General features: G+C 39.7%; 19 protein-coding genes, 1 other RNA gene and 1 other annotated feature. Of the genes, 2 read left to right on the forward strand and 18 right to left on the reverse strand.

The window, feature by feature from the left end:
- Nucleotides 1-95: 95 nt before the first annotated feature.
- From udk to ABE65_RS14790, 16 genes are all read right to left on the reverse strand, one after another.
- Nucleotides 96-737: a uridine kinase gene (gene udk / locus ABE65_RS14715; protein ID WP_066396435.1), complete on the reverse strand. Its 642-nt coding sequence runs from the start codon at nucleotides 735-737 to the stop codon at nucleotides 96-98.
- Nucleotides 738-767: 30 nt separating this feature from the next.
- Nucleotides 768-1,412, reverse strand: coding sequence for an O-methyltransferase (locus ABE65_RS14720; protein ID WP_066396436.1), 645 nt, complete (start codon nucleotides 1,410-1,412; stop codon nucleotides 768-770).
- A gap of 196 nt (nucleotides 1,413-1,608) precedes the next feature.
- A complete protein-coding gene (gene mltG / locus ABE65_RS14725; protein ID WP_082861452.1) occupies nucleotides 1,609-2,748 on the reverse strand; it encodes an endolytic transglycosylase MltG in 1,140 nt (379 codons plus the stop codon).
- Nucleotides 2,749-2,869: 121 nt separating this feature from the next.
- The gene (locus ABE65_RS14730; RefSeq protein ID WP_066396438.1) at nucleotides 2,870-3,169 is read right to left on the reverse strand and encodes a DUF1292 domain-containing protein; all 300 of its coding nucleotides are present in this window, start codon (nucleotides 3,167-3,169) and stop codon (nucleotides 2,870-2,872) included.
- A gap of 22 nt (nucleotides 3,170-3,191) precedes the next feature.
- Nucleotides 3,192-3,611, reverse strand: a complete 420-nt coding sequence (gene ruvX, locus ABE65_RS14735) for a Holliday junction resolvase RuvX (protein ID WP_066396440.1) — start codon at nucleotides 3,609-3,611, stop codon at nucleotides 3,192-3,194.
- Between the two features lies 1 nt (nucleotide 3,612).
- Complete coding sequence (locus tag ABE65_RS14740; RefSeq protein WP_066240205.1) at nucleotides 3,613-3,888, reverse strand: IreB family regulatory phosphoprotein; 276 nt, start codon at nucleotides 3,886-3,888, stop codon at nucleotides 3,613-3,615.
- Nucleotides 3,889-3,966: 78 nt separating this feature from the next.
- Nucleotides 3,967-6,603 carry an alanine--tRNA ligase gene (gene alaS / locus ABE65_RS14745; protein WP_066396442.1) on the reverse strand — a complete coding sequence of 879 codons (2,637 nt, stop codon included), beginning with the start codon at nucleotides 6,601-6,603 and terminating at the stop codon, nucleotides 3,967-3,969.
- Between the two features lie 249 nt (nucleotides 6,604-6,852).
- Nucleotides 6,853-7,073 (reverse strand) — a binding site (T-box leader).
- Between the two features lie 39 nt (nucleotides 7,074-7,112).
- On the reverse strand, nucleotides 7,113-8,186 hold the full coding sequence (locus ABE65_RS14750; RefSeq protein WP_066396445.1) for an AI-2E family transporter: 1,074 nt from the start codon (nucleotides 8,184-8,186) through the stop codon (nucleotides 7,113-7,115).
- 54 nt (nucleotides 8,187-8,240) lie between these two features.
- Nucleotides 8,241-8,420, reverse strand: a complete 180-nt coding sequence (locus ABE65_RS14755) for a DUF3918 family protein (RefSeq protein WP_066396448.1) — start codon at nucleotides 8,418-8,420, stop codon at nucleotides 8,241-8,243.
- Nucleotides 8,421-8,455: 35 nt separating this feature from the next.
- Nucleotides 8,456-8,653 carry a hypothetical protein gene (locus ABE65_RS14760; RefSeq protein ID WP_066396450.1) on the reverse strand — a complete coding sequence of 66 codons (198 nt, stop codon included), beginning with the start codon at nucleotides 8,651-8,653 and terminating at the stop codon, nucleotides 8,456-8,458.
- Between the two features lie 148 nt (nucleotides 8,654-8,801).
- Nucleotides 8,802-11,132 (reverse strand): SF1B family DNA helicase RecD2, encoded by a 2,331-nt coding sequence (locus tag ABE65_RS14765; protein ID WP_066396452.1) that lies wholly within the window; start codon nucleotides 11,130-11,132, stop codon nucleotides 8,802-8,804.
- A gap of 12 nt (nucleotides 11,133-11,144) precedes the next feature.
- Nucleotides 11,145-11,804, reverse strand: a complete 660-nt coding sequence (locus ABE65_RS14770; RefSeq protein ID WP_153237757.1) for a tetratricopeptide repeat protein — start codon at nucleotides 11,802-11,804, stop codon at nucleotides 11,145-11,147.
- A 467-nt stretch (nucleotides 11,805-12,271) separates the two neighbouring features.
- Nucleotides 12,272-13,399, reverse strand: a complete 1,128-nt coding sequence (mnmA, locus tag ABE65_RS14775) for a tRNA 2-thiouridine(34) synthase MnmA (RefSeq protein ID WP_066396454.1) — start codon at nucleotides 13,397-13,399, stop codon at nucleotides 12,272-12,274.
- A 40-nt stretch (nucleotides 13,400-13,439) separates the two neighbouring features.
- Nucleotides 13,440-14,579 (reverse strand): cysteine desulfurase family protein, encoded by a 1,140-nt coding sequence (locus ABE65_RS14780; protein WP_066396456.1) that lies wholly within the window; start codon nucleotides 14,577-14,579, stop codon nucleotides 13,440-13,442.
- A gap of 14 nt (nucleotides 14,580-14,593) precedes the next feature.
- Nucleotides 14,594-15,013 carry a cysteine metabolism transcriptional regulator CymR gene (cymR, locus tag ABE65_RS14785; protein WP_066396457.1) on the reverse strand — a complete coding sequence of 140 codons (420 nt, stop codon included), beginning with the start codon at nucleotides 15,011-15,013 and terminating at the stop codon, nucleotides 14,594-14,596.
- Nucleotides 14,946-15,656 (reverse strand): YczE/YyaS/YitT family protein, encoded by a 711-nt coding sequence (locus ABE65_RS14790; RefSeq protein WP_066396460.1) that lies wholly within the window; start codon nucleotides 15,654-15,656, stop codon nucleotides 14,946-14,948. The genes cymR and ABE65_RS14790 overlap by 68 nt, the downstream gene beginning before the upstream one ends.
- A gap of 154 nt (nucleotides 15,657-15,810) precedes the next feature.
- Here ABE65_RS14790 and ABE65_RS14795 point away from each other — a divergent pair, with 154 nt between their 5' ends.
- Both ABE65_RS14795 and ABE65_RS14800 read left to right on the forward strand, forming a co-directional pair.
- The gene (locus ABE65_RS14795; protein ID WP_066396462.1) at nucleotides 15,811-17,145 is read left to right on the forward strand and encodes an AAA family ATPase; all 1,335 of its coding nucleotides are present in this window, start codon (nucleotides 15,811-15,813) and stop codon (nucleotides 17,143-17,145) included.
- 124 nt (nucleotides 17,146-17,269) lie between these two features.
- Nucleotides 17,270-18,124: an RsfA family transcriptional regulator gene (locus ABE65_RS14800; RefSeq protein WP_066396465.1), complete on the forward strand. Its 855-nt coding sequence runs from the start codon at nucleotides 17,270-17,272 to the stop codon at nucleotides 18,122-18,124.
- 307 nt (nucleotides 18,125-18,431) lie between these two features.
- Here ABE65_RS14800 and ABE65_RS14805 read toward each other — a convergent pair whose 3' ends face one another.
- Together ABE65_RS14805 and ssrS are read right to left on the reverse strand one after the other, a co-directional pair.
- Nucleotides 18,432-19,199 carry a tRNA threonylcarbamoyladenosine dehydratase gene (locus ABE65_RS14805; RefSeq protein WP_066396467.1) on the reverse strand — a complete coding sequence of 256 codons (768 nt, stop codon included), beginning with the start codon at nucleotides 19,197-19,199 and terminating at the stop codon, nucleotides 18,432-18,434.
- A gap of 117 nt (nucleotides 19,200-19,316) precedes the next feature.
- Nucleotides 19,317-19,497: non-coding RNA, 6S RNA (gene ssrS, locus ABE65_RS14810), on the reverse strand.
- Between the last annotated feature and the right edge of the window lie 56 nt (nucleotides 19,498-19,553).

Raw genomic sequence — 19,553 nt, forward strand, 5'->3', positions numbered from 1 at the left:
TAGGGTATGTATAAAAAATGGGTCAATAGTTGATTGCCAAATGGCTTAAAGCTCCAATTTGTCCGTGTATACCGAAAAAATGAGGATAATCTTCCTCATTTTTTCAATAATGCTTTGTCTTCCAAAATCGTCTTGATTTTTGTTACCATTAAGTCGATCGCAACGAGGTTCTGGCCGCCTTCTGGAATAATAATATCCGCATATCGTTTCGTTGGTTCTATGAATTGATTATGCATCGGCCGTACTACTGATGTATATTGATCGATTACAGATTCAAGCGTTCTTCCACGGTCACGAATATCTCGAACCATTCTTCTAATAATACGTACATCTGCATCCGTGTCTACAAACAGCTTAATGTCCATCAAATCACGTAGGCGTTCGTCTTCAAGGATCAAAATACCTTCCAGTATAATGACATCTTTAGCATCAACTGGGATAATTTTATCACTTCTTGTATGTGCTGTATAGTCGTACACTGGTTTTTCGATGGAATCGTATTTTAGAAGTGAAGAAATATGTTGAATTAACAAATCATTATCGAAAGCAAGAGGATGATCATAATTCGTGTCCAATCGTTCTTCCATCGATTTTTCTGATTGATCTCTATAATACGCATCTTGCTCTATGATTAAGATGGATTGGTTAGCAAACTGCCTGTAAATTTCTTTTGCTACTGTTGTCTTACCAGACCCAGATCCACCTGCAACCCCAATTACAATTGGTTTTTGTGCCATTTTGATTACTCCTCCAAACTGCATGTCCCATTAAGAATTTCTAATACTCACCATCATTCCATCCCCAACCGGTAAGATTGAAGACTGATAGTCAGGATGCTGCATCATGTATTCGTTAAAACTTCTAATTTTTTTTACTAGAGAACGAAGTCTTCTACTCTCTAAGCCGCTTTCATCAGCGACGTACCCTCTAAAGAGAACATTATCTGTGACGATGATGCCATCAGGAGACAGCATGGAGGAATAATGATCAAAAAAGTTTTGATATTGTCCTTTTGCTGCATCTATAAAAATAAAGTCATATGGGGCATAGTTTTCTACTTGGCTCTGCAAATCATTCGCATCTCCAAATAGCAATGTAATTCTGCTCTCTAGATGAAACGATCTAACATTATCTTTTGCTATATTGTACCGTTCTTCATCTCTTTCAATACTAATAATTTCAGCATTCTCACATGCAAGAGCCATTCGGATGGCGGAATATCCAATCGCTGTTCCTACTTCTAATATACGTTTCGGTTTTTTCAATCTAACATAGGACAAAAGAGTCTCCATCCCAGTTAAATCCATGATCGGCACATTATGCTCTTTTGCGTATTGCTCCATTTTTAGTACTTGCTCAGAGCGCGTTGGAATAATTTTTTCGATATATTGGTTCAATTCATTTGAGACCAAAGTAACACGCCTCCTTCACACTAACCGGTATATTGTAACATAATCTTTATTTGAAGGCGAGAGTCCTATTCTTTTATGGCTGTTTTATATACGTCTTAGAGATTGAAAACATTTTTACAGTTGGTATGAAAGTTTGATGGGAGAGCAAAAAAGAGCAAAAAAAAGAGAATACCTATTAGTATCCTCTAAAACATGTTTAATTATCGTCTTTTTCTTGCCAAACTTTCCATTCATCTCTGTATTTTTTATAAACTGCATTATGTTCGCTTAAGGTTTTCGTATAGATGACTTCACCGTTTGGTCTCGCATAAAAGAAAAGCTCTTCCATCTTTACTGGTTGGAGGGCAGCTTCAATCGCTCTTTCACCTGGTGAAGTGATTGGTCCGATCGGAATACCTTTATAGAGGTACGTGTTGTACTTTGAATCATACTTAAGATGTTCGTATAACACTTGCACATCAAAATTCTTTCTAGCATATTTGACCGTTGGATCAGAATCGAGTTTCATATCTTTGCTCAAGCGATTATAAAAAACACCTGCGATCTTTTTTCGATCTTCTTCACGTTGCGATTCTTCTTCTATAAGAGAGGATAACGTAATGATTTGAAAGAGTGAATAACCGCTATTCTTGATATCATTTTCATGTTTGGTCAGGACAACAGAAGATTGTTCGACCATCTTGCCGATCACATCTGTTAACTCCGGTTTCTTTACATCAAAATCATAAGTAGCAGGGAATAAAAATCCTTCTAGGGGGTAGTACAGCCCAGCTTTCATGATGTCATCGGGTAAGATTGGATACTTATCTTGAAGTTGTTTCAAATATGCTTTATCAGCCATTTTCTTAATGATATCCGCCTCACTGTAACCCGTTTTCTGACTGATTAATTTTGCGATCTGCGGGACATTGTAGCCTTCAGGAATCGTTAAGGTTAGTTCCGGCTTCTTAAACATCTTTCCGTCTTTAAGTGCTGCGATGATTTCGTTTAGATTCATAGAAGGAGTCAGTTCGTAAATACCAGCTTGAAAGTTACCTTCTCCTTTAACTCTTGTATAGAGTCTGAAAAAATCCCCACTGTTGATCAATCCCTTATCTTCAAGCTCATTTCCGATTTTTGAAGAGGAAGAACCAATAGGAATCTCCACTGTGATTTTCTTATGATCATTCGAGTCGATCGATCCAATATTTTTATTGTAATAATAATAAGCACCTATAGTAGCAGCGATGATTAAAGCAACAATTAGAAACATAATGGACAGAACAATGGTTTTAGTACGACGTTTTTTACTTTTATTTTCATTTATGTAATTCCCAGATGACTGGAGATGTAACATATTATTTCCCCCTTCCCACCTGTTTTATTATACGTTCACTAGCAGAAATTGTCGAGATTGGCCGTAAATTGGAATAAAAAAAGGAAGTTGGTTAGAAAACCAACTTCCTTTTTACGGTCAATTATTCTGTTTCGTACTCGTCATCTTGAAATGTGTTTAACATTTCTTCGATCATGTCCCATTCTTCATCTGTCTCAAGTGGGAATAAAGCAAGATCGTCTTCTTCTTCTCCCTTTTCTTCATAACGGAAAGGGAAAACTTCAACTTCATCTGTATCATCATCTTCTGAATCAGCTACAGGAATTGTTACCATGTATGATTTTCCGGTTTGATCTACATCAAATTTGAATAGTACTTCAAATAGATTCTCGTCACCGTTCTCGTCTGGAATAATAATGCGTTCGCGTTCTTCTTTTGCCATAATTGGCTCACCTCTACTTTTCTTATTGTTGGCTGTCCAAATAACCTTGCAGGATGATCGACGCTGCTAGCTTATCGATCACCTGTTTGCGCTTCTTTCGACTCACATCAGCTGAAATTAATGTTCTTTCAGCTGCCATGGTGGTCAGCCTCTCATCCCATAGGATAACCGAAAGACCTGTCAGACTTTCAATATCTTTAGCAAAGTTTTGACAAGCTTCCCCACTGGGACCTATCGTACCATTCATGTTCTTCGGAAGACCAACTACGACCTTGCTGATATCATGGATCTCGATCAGCTCTTGGATCCTCGCATAATCTTCTTCTGGCTTATTAGGACGGCGTCGGATCGTTTCGACTCCTTGCGCTGTCCATCCCAGTGCATCTGAGACGGCAACACCGATCGTCTTCGTTCCAACATCCAGTCCGAGCGTTTTTGTCAAATTAACGACTTCCTTCTTTTTGAGTGGATAGATATGATTTTACAAGCTCTTCAATAAGCTCATCTCTCTCCAGTTTTCGAATCATGCTTCTCGCATCATTGTGACGAGGTATATAAGCCGGATCTCCTGAGAGCAAATAACCTACAATCTGATTAATAGGATTGTATCCTTTATCCTGCAGGGCGTCATAAACAGAAAACAGGACAGTTTCAACATTCGTCTTATAAGCATCATCTTCGTTGAAGTTAAACTTCATCGTTTTGTCCATTGAACTCACTGGCGAACACCTCTTTCTGAAGATCTCCCTTAAGGGACAAATTAGTTCTTGTCTCTATTGTACATGAAAGATGAAAGCTTAGGAAACGGTTTTGATCAATTCAACTGCAGAATCTATTCCTTCTTGCAGCTTTTCTGGATCTTTCCCTCCAGCTTGGGCCATATCTGGTCGGCCTCCACCGCCTCCGCCACAACGGACAGCCACTTCTTTTACTAGGTTACCCGCATGATAGCCTTTTGTCACTAAATCTTTTGTGACTCCAGCCACGATATTTACTTTTCCACCATTTTCAGCACCTAGAATGACAACTCCACTTTGAAGCTTATTCTTTAAGTCATCCACGATCGAACGTAAACCGTTCATGTCCACACCGCTCAGTTTTTTAGCGATAACAGATACACCCTTGATCGTTTGTACTTCATCAACAAGGCTGCCTGCTTCCATATTTCCAATCTTAGCTGCAAGAGATTCTTTCTCTTTTTGCAACTCACGAATTTGATCGTTTAATGCATCGATACGCTGTGGCACGTCCTTAAGATTTGTTTTCAACTTAGCAGCTGTGTCTTTTAAAAGCTGTACCTGTCCGTTCATCAATCGGTACGCGTTCTCACCTGTAACAGCTTCGATCCTGCGTGTTCCTGCACCGATACCAGACTCTGATACGATCTTAAACAAACCGATTTCTGAAGTATTGTTCACGTGACACCCACCGCAAAGTTCAAGACTATAGTCTCCTACTTTTACAACGCGTACGGTTTCACCATACTTTTCACCGAATAGAGCCATAGCTCCCATCGCTTTAGCTTCGTTAATATTCTTAACCATCTTTTCAACAGGAATGTTGCCCCATACTTTTTCGTTTACGATCTCTTCGATCTTCTCAAGCTCTTCTGATGAGATGCTTCCGAAATGTGTGAAGTCAAAACGCAAACGACCTTCTTGTACGAGAGAACCAGCCTGATTCACGTGTGTTCCAAGAACATCTTTTAATGCTTGATGAAGAAGGTGAGTAGCAGTATGATTCTTGACTACTTTTGCACGAATTTCAGGATCAACCTCGACAGAAACATCGATATTGTTTTCAAGAACACCTTTCTCAACAACAACGGTATGAAGATTTTGTCCGTTAGGTGCTTTTTGAACATCTTTGACACGGAGCAAGAGCTCTTTACCTGAAATTGTTCCTTGGTCAGCGATCTGACCCCCGCTCTCCGCGTAAAAAGGTGTTACATCTAAAATGACTTGCGCTTCTTCTCCAGATGCAACCATCTCTACTCGTTCACCGTTTTGTAGGACTTCTAAAATTTTTGCTTCTCCTGATAAGCTGTCATAACCAGAGAATTCACTTTTTACGGTAATGTCAGAAAGAACGCCACCTTGCACTTGCATGCTGTCTACTTCTTGTCTTGCTGCACGTGCCCGTTCACGTTGAGCCTTCATCTCGTTTTCAAAGCCTTCTAAATCTACATCCATTCCGTTTTCAGCTGCATACTCTTGTGTAAGTTCAAACGGGAATCCAAATGTATCATAAAGCTTGAATGCGTCTTTTCCAGAGATTATATTTCTTCCTTCTTCTTTTTCTCTTGCCATAACATCTTCTAAGATAGCAAGACCTTCGTTGATCGTCTCATGGAAACGTTCTTCTTCTGTCTTGATGACTTTTTGGATGAACGGAACTTTTTCTTTTACTTCTGGATAGAAGTCAACCATGATGTCTGCAACTGTTGGTACTAGTTCATACATGAAAGGCTTGTTGATATTGATCTTTTTCGCAAAACGAATCGCTCTTCTGATCAATCGACGAAGGATATATCCTCTTCCTTCATTCGATGGTAGAGCACTGTCGCCTATCGCGAAGCTTACCGTACGAATGTGATCAGCGATTACTTTAAACGCAGTATCTGTTTCCGTACTTAAGCCATAAGAAGTGTCAGAAAGCTTTTCTGTTTCTTTGATGATCGGCATGAAAAGATCGGTTTCAAAGTTAGTCTTCGTATCTTGAATCACACAAACCATTCTCTCAAGTCCCATACCTGTATCGATATTCTTCTTAGGAAGTGGCGTATATGTTCCGTCTGGATTATGGTTGAACTGTGAGAACACCAGGTTCCAGACCTCAAGATATCTATCGTTCTCTCCACCAGGATATAGCTCTGGATCAGACAAATCACTGCCAAAAGACTCACCGCGGTCATAGAAGATCTCAGTGTTTGGTCCACTCGGTCCCTCACCAATATCCCAGAAGTTTCCTTCCAAACGAATGATGCGCTCTTCTGGTAATCCTACTTGTTTAGTCCAAATATCAAATGCTTCATCATCTTCTGGATGGATCGTTACAGAGAGTTTTTCAGGATCAAAACCGATCCATTTTTCACTCGTTAAGAACTCCCATGCCCAAAGAATAGCTTCCACTTTAAAGTAATCGCCGATTGAAAAGTTTCCTAGCATCTCAAAGAACGTATGATGTCTCGTTGTAATCCCAACATTTTCAATATCGTTCGTACGGATCGATTTTTGTGCATTCGTGATACGAGGGTTCTCAGGGATCACTCGTCCATCAAAATATTTTTTTAGTGTAGCCACTCCACTATTGATCCAAAGAAGTGTAGGATCTTCATGTGGAACTAAGGATGCACTAGGTTCTACACCATGACCTTTTTCTTGGAAAAAATCAAGGAACATCTGTCTTACTTGAGCTGAAGTCAAATTTCTCATCGTTTTCATTCTCCTTTTTTAAAATAAATATAAAGACTGATTTCGTAAACTTGGTTGTTTTATTAGTAGTTAATTTCTTTTCAATAACAAAGAAAACAAAATGTTTCTTTGTTATTTCTTTTACTCCTATGGGCACAAATCGGCAGGAGGCTCACCGTTCGCCCCATGGAAAGCGAGCAAACTGGAGTGGAAATCAACTAATTTCGAAATGAAAAAAGCCAATAAAAAAACTCCCATCCCTATAAAAAATACAGGGACGAGAGTTTGAATTCACGCGGTACCACCCTGGTTATACGCTTTAAAACAAGCATATCACCTTGATTAAGCCTTAACGCGGCATAACGGCAGATTTTCCTTCTGCACTCCAGAGTAGCGTTCTGCTTCGCTTCTTCCTAAAACATCTTTCAGCCGATGGATGTTTCTCTCTTTTGGAAGGACTGAAACGTACTTTTCTCTTTCAGCGATTTTTGATCTTCTAGCGTTAGTATACGTTTATTCATTCTTACTTGTCAATCAGATGATGATTGAAGTCGATGTTCCCTGATGTGTATGATAATGACTTTGATCACACTAAAGATCGGGACTGCTAGGATCATTCCTGGTACACCAGCCAGTTCTCCCCCTAGCAAAAGTGAAAAAATAATAAAGACTGGATGGATGTGAAGGTTCTTCCCGACGATAAACGGACCCAAAATATTACCTTCAATAAACTGTAGAACAAGCATGATGCCAACTGTGATCCACACCATCTTCCAAGAGATCGTGAGTGCAATCAATACGACAGGTATCGCTCCTAAGATCGGACCAAAGTATGGTATGATGTCCGTTATCGCGATCACTAGTCCTAATAATATAGGGTATGGCATACCAACAATCCACAGAGCAATCATGGCCGCAGCTCCAAGTATGGCGCCTACAAACAACTGTCCTCTGATGTATCCTCCAAGGGATGTGTCAATATCCTTTATAAGATGCTTTCCTTCATATCGATATTTTCTTGGCGTTAGATACCAAAGGGCTTTTTTCAGTTTTTCAAAATCGTTAAGAAAATAAAAGACTAAAAAAGGTACGACAATGATAACAAAAAAATAATCTACGATCTTTCTTAGTGAGAAGATCGCATTTGTCAACACGTCCTGTGCGTTATTTTCCATTTTCACGATATAATTTTCAATTTTAGAGTGAACCGAATACGGAAGTGCAGATGTACCACGGTCTACTTGGTACAATAGTTCCTTATAATCCTCAGCAAGAACGGGCACATTCACTAGAAGCTGTTTCATCTGTACGATGAAATAAGGAAAACCTTTTACTGCAGCAAAACCGATACCACCAAAGAAAAGAATATAAATGCTTAAGATTGCTACAAATCGTGGCAATCCTTTTTCATGAACGAATTCAACGACTGGATGGAGTAGATATGTAATAAGAGCTGCAAGAAAAAACGGCAGAATGATTCCCTTAATTGCACTCCACAATGGCTCATAAAGTGGGTAAAGTTTCATTAAAAGAAACAAACACAAAAACAATAGTAAAGAAAGGCTTAACCTGTAAACCCACTTCATTCGAATGTCTTTTGTCATCTCTTCACCCTTTTCTTAAAAAACCCCGTCTTTTATGAGACGGGGTATGCTATCTTAATAAATGGCTTTTGCGACTTTTTTACGGATTTTTTTAACACGTCGTGATGTCCACAGATCACTAAGATCTGAAAGATTATAGTTCATCTTAGACATTCTTGACATCCTCTTATTTCTCATCGCATATGTTGCCGCTCCAATCCCAAGTGCGAAAAGAGAACTCATCGTCCTGCTCATGCTAGATCACCTCGACATCAGAGATTTGACTTCTTTTATGAAGTACTTTCTCTATAAGTCAGATCTTGATCTTCAAATAAATCATCGAGTGATGTCAAAGAGCCGTCTTCTTCCACTTGATGAAGGGACAGTCTTCCTTTAACAATGGAAAGCTCTATAAAACAGTTCCAGCAATAATACTGGTTCACACCGATTTTCCCGATATCTTTTCTACCGCAGTTCGGACATTCCACTTGCTCTCTCTCCTTTAAATTTTACTTTTACAAGGGTGTCCTGAATTTGTAGAAAATATACAGAAAATAATATTTGAAGGATCATGACTTCTAGAAATACAAAAAAGAAATGTCCGACAAGATGACATCTTACATCTCTCGAACATTTCTAGTTTGTTTCGTTTAGAAGGGTATCATTCATTAAATCTTTTTCCAGTATGGTCTCTTGAAGTCGGGAAGTAAGACCTGAGTATCGTTCTGTTTCATCGGATCGTTCAACAGCCCAAGTAAACGCTTCTTGTTCTCCACACAGGATCAAATATTCTTTACTCCTCGTTATTGCTGTATATAATAAGTTTCGTTTTAACATTCTGTAGTAGCTTTTTAAGACAGGTAGAACGACGATCGGATACTCACTGCCCTGCGACTTATGGATCGAACAGCAAAAAGCGTGAGTAAAATGATGAAATTCACTTCTTTTATACGTAACTTCAATCTCATCAAAACTGATCACGATCTGATCTTCTTTATCCGTGTTTTCTCTTGCATAGATAACTGCAACGATCTCACCGATATCTCCGTTGAAAACTTGATCTTCAGGCTGATTCACGAGCTGAAGTACCTTATCGCCTTTTCGGTAGAAAACATTTGCGACCTGTAACTGACGCTGTTTTTGTTTTTCAGGATTAAACAGACGTTGAAGTTCCATATTTAATCGATCAATTCCTACCGGTCCTTTGTACATGGGAGCTAACACTTGAATATCTCTTGAACTGTATCCTTTTTTTATCGCATTTTCACAAACTTGAAGGATAGCTTGAAACACTTGTTCACCTGAACAAGCAAAGAATCGTCTGTCATTTTGAGGGAGAAGCAAGTCTTGCGGAACTTTTCCATTCTTCATCTCATGAGCTAGTCGGATGATGGAAGAACCTTCTGCTTGTCTATAGATATCCACTAATCGAGACTGTGGTACATGCTGAGCTTGAAGAAGGTCTTTCAATACTTGACCAGGACCTACTGACGGTAACTGATCTTCATCTCCAACAAAAATGATCTGTATGTGTGGTGGAAGAGCTTTTGCTAAAGAATGAGCAAGCCATATATCGACCATCGACATTTCATCGACGATCAAAAGTTTTCCGTCGATCTGTTCATCTTCATTTTTTTCGAAGGTACCGCCACCTTTCCATCCTAACAAGCGGTGGATCGTGTGAGCTGGTATCCCCGTTGATTCAGTCATACGCTTAGCCGCTCGTCCTGTTGGAGCAACGAGTAAAACAGGAAAGGACTCTTTTTTCCCTCGGTAATCATCAGGGTTTAAACTAACACCATGAATCTCACTATACAGTTCAACAATTCCTTTTATAACGGTTGTTTTCCCTGTTCCAGGTCCACCCGTCAGGACCATTAAAGAAGAGGTTAACGCCTTCTTTATAGCCTCTTTTTGGCTGTTTGCATATTTCATGTTGAGTCTTTTTTCAAGTGCGGTTAGCTCAGATTCTAATTTTGAATCCTCAATGTGATAATCGTTTTTCTGACTATGTAACAATTGATTCATTTTTTGAGCAAATCCACGCTCAGCAAAATAGAGGGATGGCAGATACACGACCTTTTCTTTTACGATCAATCGTTGTTCAGTTTCCATATCTTGAATCTCTCGAAAAATACTCATCTCATCTACTGTATTCTTTCCATCTGCTAAAAGCTTTCTTACTCCTTCTAACAGTTCATCCATCGGTAGATAGGAGTGTCCAAGATCTGTTCCTTGATCACGAAGCACGAACTGACAAGCGGCTTGAATTCGTTTTGGATGATTGACCTGCATGCCATTTCCTTTTGCGATCTCATCAGCTCGGTGGAACCCAATTCCAGAAACGTCCTCAATCAATCGATACGGCTCGTCCTTAATGACTTTTACAGCATCATCCTGATACGTTTGGAAGATCTTCATCGCTAGCTGTGGTCCGATACCATAGGGTTGCACGACCATCATCACTTGATCTAATCCTCGATTTTGCATGAGGGACTTCTGCAAACTTTGAGCTTGTTCTTCTGTTAGCTTTGGAATCTGACTGATGTATTCCGGTGATTCTAAAAGTTTTGTGATCGCATCGTTTCCCATGACTTCTACGATATGCTCGGCAGTCTTCTTACCGATTCCTTTAAACAGATCACTCGAAAGATATTGAATCATGGCTTCCTTGGATTGAGGCATCTCTTTTTGAAACAGTTCAACCTCATATTGCTTACCATATTTAGGATGATCTTTAAATTTTCCATAAAATAAATAAAGTTCATCTTCTCTTAACGGAGGAAGGATGCCAGTGATCATGACTTCTTTTTCATTATAATTTTCATTCGTCTCTTTTACCCGTATTCTTGCGACCGTATAGAGACTCTCCGCTTGATGATAAACAGTAGAGATCAACGTCCCTTTTATATATTTTCTTATATCAGTTGACTCATCTTCTAAATGAAAAGAAGGCTGCTGTGCCATGGAGCATCCCCTTTAGTGGTTAGTATTTTTACTTTCGATATTTCGTTTTCCATTCCCTGCAAGATAATGATCAGGCTGTATGTCTAACGCTTTTTGAAAAGCTTTTAGGGCTTCTACGTTTTTATCAAAATAACTATACGTCACGCCTAGGTTGTACCAAGCATCCGCATGCGTTTCATCGCGTTTGACAACTTTCTCAAAAGTTGTAGATGCAGACTGTATGTCCCCTGTTCGCGCCTGACAGAGTCCGAATTGAAACAAAGATTCATGATCTTGATCATTGAGCTCAGTTGCTCTCATTAGGTAAGGGAATGCAAGTTTATGTTCACCGAGTGAAACGAACGACATTCCTGTCATAAAGTGAGTGTCACTATCTTGAAGACCACCTTTGATCGCTTCTTGAAACAGTTTTGCGCTCTTAGAGAATTCTTCAAGATGATAGCAGGCAATACCCGCACCATAGTATGCAGCTACAGCATTTTCATCGAGCGATAGTGCTTTATCAAAGAATTGAATTGCTTTTTCATGTTCATGAACAGCAGAAAGAAGATTACCAAAATTAATATAATGCACTGGATTTTCAGGATCGGTCTCAATCATCGATTCCAGACTTTTTGCAGCTTCTTCAAATTTTCCTTTTTGTAAGTATTCAAGACCTTTTGAAGGTTCCATCTTCATTACCCCCACATTTAATTTCCTTCAAAAGTATAACAAATGAAGGTAGCTCACGCATAATTTTTTGTGGGTTCCTCTTGTGGATAGTGCGTTCAAGCTTTCTGGAATCGCTCATAAATCTCTGGAATCGCTCATAAATCTCTAGAATCGCTCATAAATCTCTGGAATCGCTCATAAATCTCTAGAATCGCTCATAAATCTCTAGAATCGCTCATAAATCTCTGGAATCGCTCATAAATCTCTGGAATCGCTCATAAATCTCTAGAATCGCTCATAAATCTCTAGAATCGCTCATAAATCTCTAGAATCGCTCATAAATCTCTGGAATCGCTCATAAATCTCTGGAATCGCTCTAAAAGCGAGCATAGATATGCCGCTGCATGAGCACCTTATTTCATTAATGCAAAAAAACTGGCTCCCTTAGGCAATTTGACGCCCTAGTAAGCCAGTTTTTCTACATTCTTTTATAGATAGGTAATCGCTTCGTCGTTTTTGTAGACTGTATCGATCGTTGCTCCGCCTAGACAAACATCTCCATCGTAAAACACGACAGCTTGTCCAGGTGTTATCGCACGTTGTGCTTCATCAAAGACTACATGTAACGTTTCGTCCTCCATCACATGAACGGTTACACCCATGTCAGGCTGACGATATCTAAACTTCGCTGTACATTTGAAAGTAGCAGGCAGCGGTTTGTCAGAAACAAATCCTGCTTTTACAGCTTTCAAGCTATCAGAGTAAAGTTTTTCATTATGAAAACCTTGTTCAACATACAATATGTTGTCTTTTAAATTCTTACCGACAACGAACCAAGGATCTCCACTACCACCGATTCCAAGACCATGACGCTGACCGATCGTATGGTACATCAATCCATCATGTTTGCCCTTCACTTCGCCTTCGAACGTTTGCATCTCACCAGGCTTTGCAGGCAAATACTGACTTAAGAATTCTTTAAAGTCTCTTTCTCCAATAAAGCAGATTCCAGTCGAGTCTTTCTTTTTAGCTGTAGCAAGTCCTGCGGCTTCAGCTATCTTACGGATCTCAGGCTTTTTAAGCTCCCCGATCGGGAACAATACTTTTTGAAGCTGTTCTTGAGAAAGTTGATTTAGAAAATAAGTTTGGTCCTTATTCTCATCAACGCCTCGAAGCATCTTAACTTCTCCATCTATTTCAGCCACACGTGCATAATGGCCAGTCGCTACATAATCGGCACCTAAATTCATGGCATGCTCAAGGAATGCTTTGAACTTGATCTCCTTGTTGCACATTACATCAGGATTAGGTGTTCGTCCTGCTTTATATTCTTCCAAAAAGTACGTGAATACTTTGTCCCAGTATTCTTTTTCAAAATTCACTGCGTAATATGGAATGCCGATCTGGTTGCAGACCGCAATCACATCGTTATAATCTTCTGTTGCTGTGCATACGCCATTCTCATCGGTATCATCCCAGTTCTTCATGAAGATCCCGATCACATCATAGCCTTGCTCTTTCAGTAAAAGTGCGGCAACGGAAGAATCCACACCGCCGCTCATTCCAATAACTACTCGTGTATCTTGAGGTGCCTTTTTGTTTGATTCTGTTTGCATCGTGTCCACCTCATTTCATTCATATGACAAACATTGTAACTTATTTTGCTAAACGTTTCACGATTTTTGCTGTCTCATGTGCCGCGTATTCAATATCTTCCAATTTGTTGCCTAGACCAAAGCTAAAACGAACAGAAGATTTCGTACGATCATCATCACCAAACATCGCTTTTAAAACGTGTGAAGGTTCGTGTGAGCCCGCCGTACATGCTGATCCGCTAGAAGCTGCGATACCTGCAAGATCTAGATTGACTAGAAGCACTTCGGTTTTCACACCAAGAAAACTTACGTTAAGAATGTGCGGAAGAAAATGATCAGGACTTCCATTCTCAATGAAAGATATCTCTTCTTCTTGCCATACTCTCTTCATCGTATCTCTAAAAGTCGTGTATTGCCTAAAACGTTCTTCTCTTTCTTTTTCTGCGATGCTTGCCGCTTTTCGTAAAGCAGCGATTCCTGCTACATTCTCCGTACCAGCACGGCGCTTACGCTCTTGTTCACCGCCGAAGCCTTGAGGAAGAAAAGGGACTCCTTCTCTTACAAAAAGAAATCCTGTTCCTTTTGGGCTATTGATCTTATGACCAGAAGCACTTAACAGATCGATGTTCAGTTCATTAACATCGAGCGAGATCAAGCCATAAGCTTGAACAGCATCCGTATGAAATAAGATCTCTTTTTCCTTTAAAATTTTTCCGATCTCTTTTATGTCTTGTGTTGTCCCTGTTTCATTGTTGCAATACATGATTGAAACGAGAATCGTATCTTCTGTTAGAGATCTCTTTAGTTCGTCTAAAGAAATCCTACCTTCATCATCAACAGACAAGTAAGTTACATCGTAACCTCTCTTTTCAAGCTCATGAAAGGTATGAAGTACAGCATGATGCTCAATTTCTGTCGTAATAACATGCTTTCCTTTTTTCCCAGGTGCAGAGACTGTACCAAGAATAGCTAGATTATCACTCTCTGTACCGCCGCTTGTAAAAATGATCTCATTACGTGAAGCACCAATAGAAGTAGCAATCATGGTTCTCGCATCATCAAGAGCTTTACGAGTCTGTCTTCCGTAATGATGAATGCTAGAAGGATTCCCAAAATGTTCAGTTAGAAAAGGAATCATTTCTTCTATGACTTCAGGATGAACAGGAGAGGTTGCAGCGTGATCTAAATAAACGTTTTTCATTGTTCATTTCCTTCCTATATATAAAACATGTAAGCGTCCTGTGCGCCCTCATCTTCATAGTTTGCCAAATCTTCAAGAGTTGTAGAATCCAACACATCTTTTACCGCATCTCTAATTTTGACCCAAAGGTTTCGTTTTGCAGGTTCCTCGTCATCCATCACTTCAACGGGCGAAATAGGTCCTTCTAGCACTCGGATAATATCTCCTGCAGTAATCGTGGATGCTTCTTTAGCGAGCATATAACCACCATATGCACCGCGAATACTTTTAACAAGTCCTGCATTCCTAAGCGGGGCGATAAGCTGCTCCAAATAATGTTCGGATAGACTATATTCTTTTGCGATTAACTTCAATGCGATCGGACCTTCACCTGATCTCTTTGCTAATGCCATCATGATGGTTAATCCGTACCGACCTTTTGTTGATATCTTCATATTTTTCACTCCGTTCTAAAACAAACTTCACTAATTTTTGGCAATATGGAAGCGTCCTGCCCACAATTGCTCCTATCGTTACACAAAAAAGGATCGTTCCGAACGAAACGGGACCTTTTAACATCCATCCAAAAAACAGAACAACCAATTCCATTAAGAGTCGAATATTTGAAACTTTCATCCCTGATTTTTCTGTAAGAGCAAGCATCAGACTATCTCTTGGTCCTGCACCGCAGTCTGAAGAAATATATAGCCCGATTCCAAAGCCTAAGATTAAGATTCCGATGATTAAGAACATCCATTTCCCAAAACCTGTTACAGGATCATGAAAAAAAGGAAGCCATAAATAAAAATCAATAAACAAACCAACAGACACCATATTTAAAAAGGCACCTGATTGAGGTTTCTTTTTAGTTAATAAGGATGTAGCTAAAATGACAAAGAACCCCATTATGATCGACCATGTTCCTATAGAAAGTCCGAACTGTGCGAACAGTCCGATATGAAGGACGTCCCACGGAGCACTTCCGAGGTCTGCCTTGATCATAAGGGCGATTCCGAAAGCCATAATAAATAATCCGATAAAAAATACAGACCACTGAAACAAAAATTTGTTCCATCTTGAATGCTTTTGGTCTTTCACTGTGCAAAATCCTTCCCTATTAAGTTGTCTCAATTCGTTTAATTCCATAAATCTAAAGCTTATTATAGCATGAAATCATTTCAACTTGCATGATGGACTATTGTATAGTATTGTCATATGACGATTAGAACAAGTGTACGGAAGGATGATTGTAATGGACTTGTTTTCTTACAAAGACGAAAGCTCCCATTCGTTAAAAAGACCTCTTGCCAACCGAATGCGTCCAAGAAAAATCACGGAATTTATCGGCCAAGAACATATAGCTGGTGAAGGTAAGCTTTTAAGACGAGCGATCGAAGCTGATCAACTCACACCGATGATCTTTTTTGGACCTCCTGGCACAGGTAAAACAACTTTAGCTAAAATTATTGCGAATTCCACATCTGCATGGTTTGAACAGCTTAATGCGGTTACGTCTGGAGTCGCTGATCTGAAGGTGATCATGGGGGCTGCTAGAGAACGTCTGTTATTAGAAGAAAAAAAGACAGTGCTCTTTATCGACGAGATCCATCGTTTTAACAAAAGTCAGCAAGACGCTCTCCTACCTTATGTAGAAGACGGATCGGTTATCTTAATCGGAGCAACAACAGAGAGTCCTATGTTCGAGATCAACCCCGCCCTCTTATCTCGATCTCGGTTATTTCGTTTTGAACCCCTCACAGATGAGCATATTGCAAAAGTCATCCAACAGGCCCTTTCTGATAAAGATAGAGGATATGGCAAACATCTGATCACTATGGAAAAGAAAGCAATCGACCATATAGTCTCTATTTCGAACGGAGACGCAAGAACGGCACTTAATGCTGTAGAACTTGCTGTGTTAACGACGAAACCAGACAAAGACGGAAACATTACGATCACAATAGAAATCGCTGAAGAATCTATTCAACAAAGAGTTCTTCAGTATGATAAAAAAGGAGACAACCATTATGATACAGTCTCCGCTTTTATTAAAAGCATACGTGGATCAGACCCAGATGCCGCTCTATACTGGCTTGCAAAAATGATCTATGCCGGCGAAGATCCTCGTTTTATTGCTCGCCGTTTGCTCGTTCATGCCGCTGAAGACGTTGGTCTCGCTGATCCGAACGCGTTACTTGTTGCACATGCTGCTAGTTATGCTGCCGACTTTATTGGTATGCCTGAAGCACGTATTCCCCTTGCAGAAGCTACACTTTACTTAGCCACTGCACCTAAAAGCAACAAAGTGATAACTGGAATTGATAAAGCACTTGATGCAGTCAAAAAAGAAAAAACAGGTCTCGTTCCGATCCATCTGCGTGATGCTCATTATAAAGGAGCAAAACAACTTCAACATGGTGAGGACTATAAATATCCACATAATTTTGAAGATGGGTATGTACCACAAGAATATTTACCGAAGCATCTGCAGGGTAAAACGTTTTACGAACCTACTGAACGTGGCTTTGAAAAGAATCTTAAGAAGCGTCTCGACTATTTTAATGAGCGTAAGAAAAAGGGAAAGTGAATCTATGAGACTTGATAACTTAGCAAACTAGCAAAAGATCTTCAGAAGTGTGTATAGGATTCTCTCTGATTGGTAAACATGAAAATATCAAATCAATATTTTTGTAGCTAAGGAGAGGATTACCGTGTCAAAAATAAGACAGGACGCCTGGTCAGAAGAAGACGATCTATTGCTTGCCGAAACGGTCTTACGCCATGTGCGTGAAGGAAGTACACAGTTACATGCTTTTGAAGAGGTAGGAGATAAATTAGAGCGTACGAGTGCAGCAGTTGGTTTTCGATGGAATGCCATCGTTAGAAAAAAATACGAACAAGCATTAAAGATTGCTAAAAAGCAAAGAAAAGAACGTCAACGTGCGCTTGCGAGGTCACAGCAGCAACAACAACAGTCGAAACCTGCAGCTAAGCCAGTACAATTGAATAATGCTCCACAGATGCACGATGATGAAACCTATCATCCTGAAGAGTTCTTCAAAACACCTTTTACGTATGAAAGAAACTCAGCAACACCAGCTCCAGTTGCTTCGTCACCCGCAGTTCCAGAACAACCGCTGAGTTATGTTCAGCAAACTGAAGCGGAAGCACCAGAAGTTACGAGCTTACAAGGGTCGCAACAGCCTTCATCACTGAATACCTATCGTCAAGCTTCTCAAGCTAGCAACGAACATAGTCTTACACTTGATGAAGTCATAGATTTTCTGAGTGGTTTGAAGCGAAACGGAATGTCGAGCGGCAAGCTCGTTCAAGAAAACATGGAACTTCGTCTTCAGATGAACGAGTTGATGCAGCAGAACAAAGTGATGAAAGATCAGCTTTCTGTTCTTGAGAAAGAGCACCAGACGGTTCAGGAAGATTATCAAGCACTGATCCAAATCATGGACCGTGCAAGAAAAATGGTATTGTTCCAAGACGAAGATACCAATCCTAACGTTACCTTCCGCATGGACAAGAACGGAAATCTAGAAAAACTAGCAAAATAATAATAGATGACTCATAGGGTTAAGCCTACGAGTCATCTTTTTTGTACGGTTTTACGCAAAAAAACGGATAAATTATTTTATCTGCGAAATTATTTTGCTTATACCTGGATATATTTCAAGTTACCCTGGAATTATTTGAGATTACCTCGTAATAATTAGAAGTGTTCATTTGAGATAAACATTTTCTTCACCACGTCCTACTGGAAAGCACAATTCCTTTCACCAACATTTATAAGTAGTAATAAATATATGAATAAACGAAAAAAAGTCCTGACTTTAGAACAGTCAGAACCCTTTTTCATCAAATTTATCTTATTCTTTCAATCTTGATATTATTATCTTCAATGATTTTGTTGATCACGTAACCTGCCATAAATAGTCCTGAAACAGATGGTACAAATGCGTTTGAAGATGGCGGCATCTTCGCTTTTCGGATGCCAGGAGCGTTCTCAGGTACGATTTCCTTTCGAATCTCTTCGCGGATCTGGATCGGCTTCTCATCTGAGAAAACGACTGGAATTCCTTTTGTGATTCCTTCTTTTCTTAGACGCTGGCGAATGACCTTAGCGATCGGGTCATAGCTCGTCTTAGAAATATCCACGATCTGAAGACGCGTTGGATCAAGTTTGTTCGCTACCCCCATGCTAGAGATGATTGGGATTTTGCGGTTCAAACACTCTTTCATGAGGTGGATCTTATAAGAGATCGTATCCGATGCATCTACTACAAAATCAAGTCCGTATTCAAAAATTTGTTCATACGTTTCTTCTGTATAGAACATCTTGAGCGCAATAACTTCACACTCTGGATTAATCTGCGCGATTCTTTCTTTCATAAGATCTACCTTTGGTTGTCCAACGGTATTCACAAGTGCATGTATTTGACGATTCACGTTCGTAATATCAACGTCATCTTTATCGATCAGGATCAGACGGCCAACTCCTGAGCGAGCTAGTGCTTCAGCTGAAAAGGAGCCCACTCCCCCGATTCCCAACACAGCAACAGTTGAGTTTTTTAAGACCTCTATTCCATCTTTTCCAATGGCAAGTTCATTTCTTGAGAACTGATAAAGCATATTTAGTGAAAACTCCTTTCAGACGTGCACATAAAATAAAGAAAATGCATCTTTATCAGCATATCCACTTTTGAAAACAAAATCAATATGCTTACTTGGTTTTTTTCGCACAAAAAAATGAGCCCCAAAAATGCCGTATACCCTTAGTTTTGAACCTGCTCTCGCAGGTGGGTGCCCTGTTTCACATTTTGTCCGTCCCCTAGCTTTCAGGGCATGGACGCTGTGTGAAAACACAAACTCCCTAATACTTAATGTTGGCTCAAAACTTTCGGGTTGTTAACGGTCACCATAGGACCCATCGCTTAAATTCATACTATCACACGAGTAAATCAAATACAAGACAAAATGTGTCTC

Source organism: Fictibacillus phosphorivorans (assembly GCF_001629705.1).
Classification (GTDB): Bacteria; Bacillota; Bacilli; order Bacillales; family Fictibacillaceae; genus Fictibacillus; species Fictibacillus phosphorivorans_A.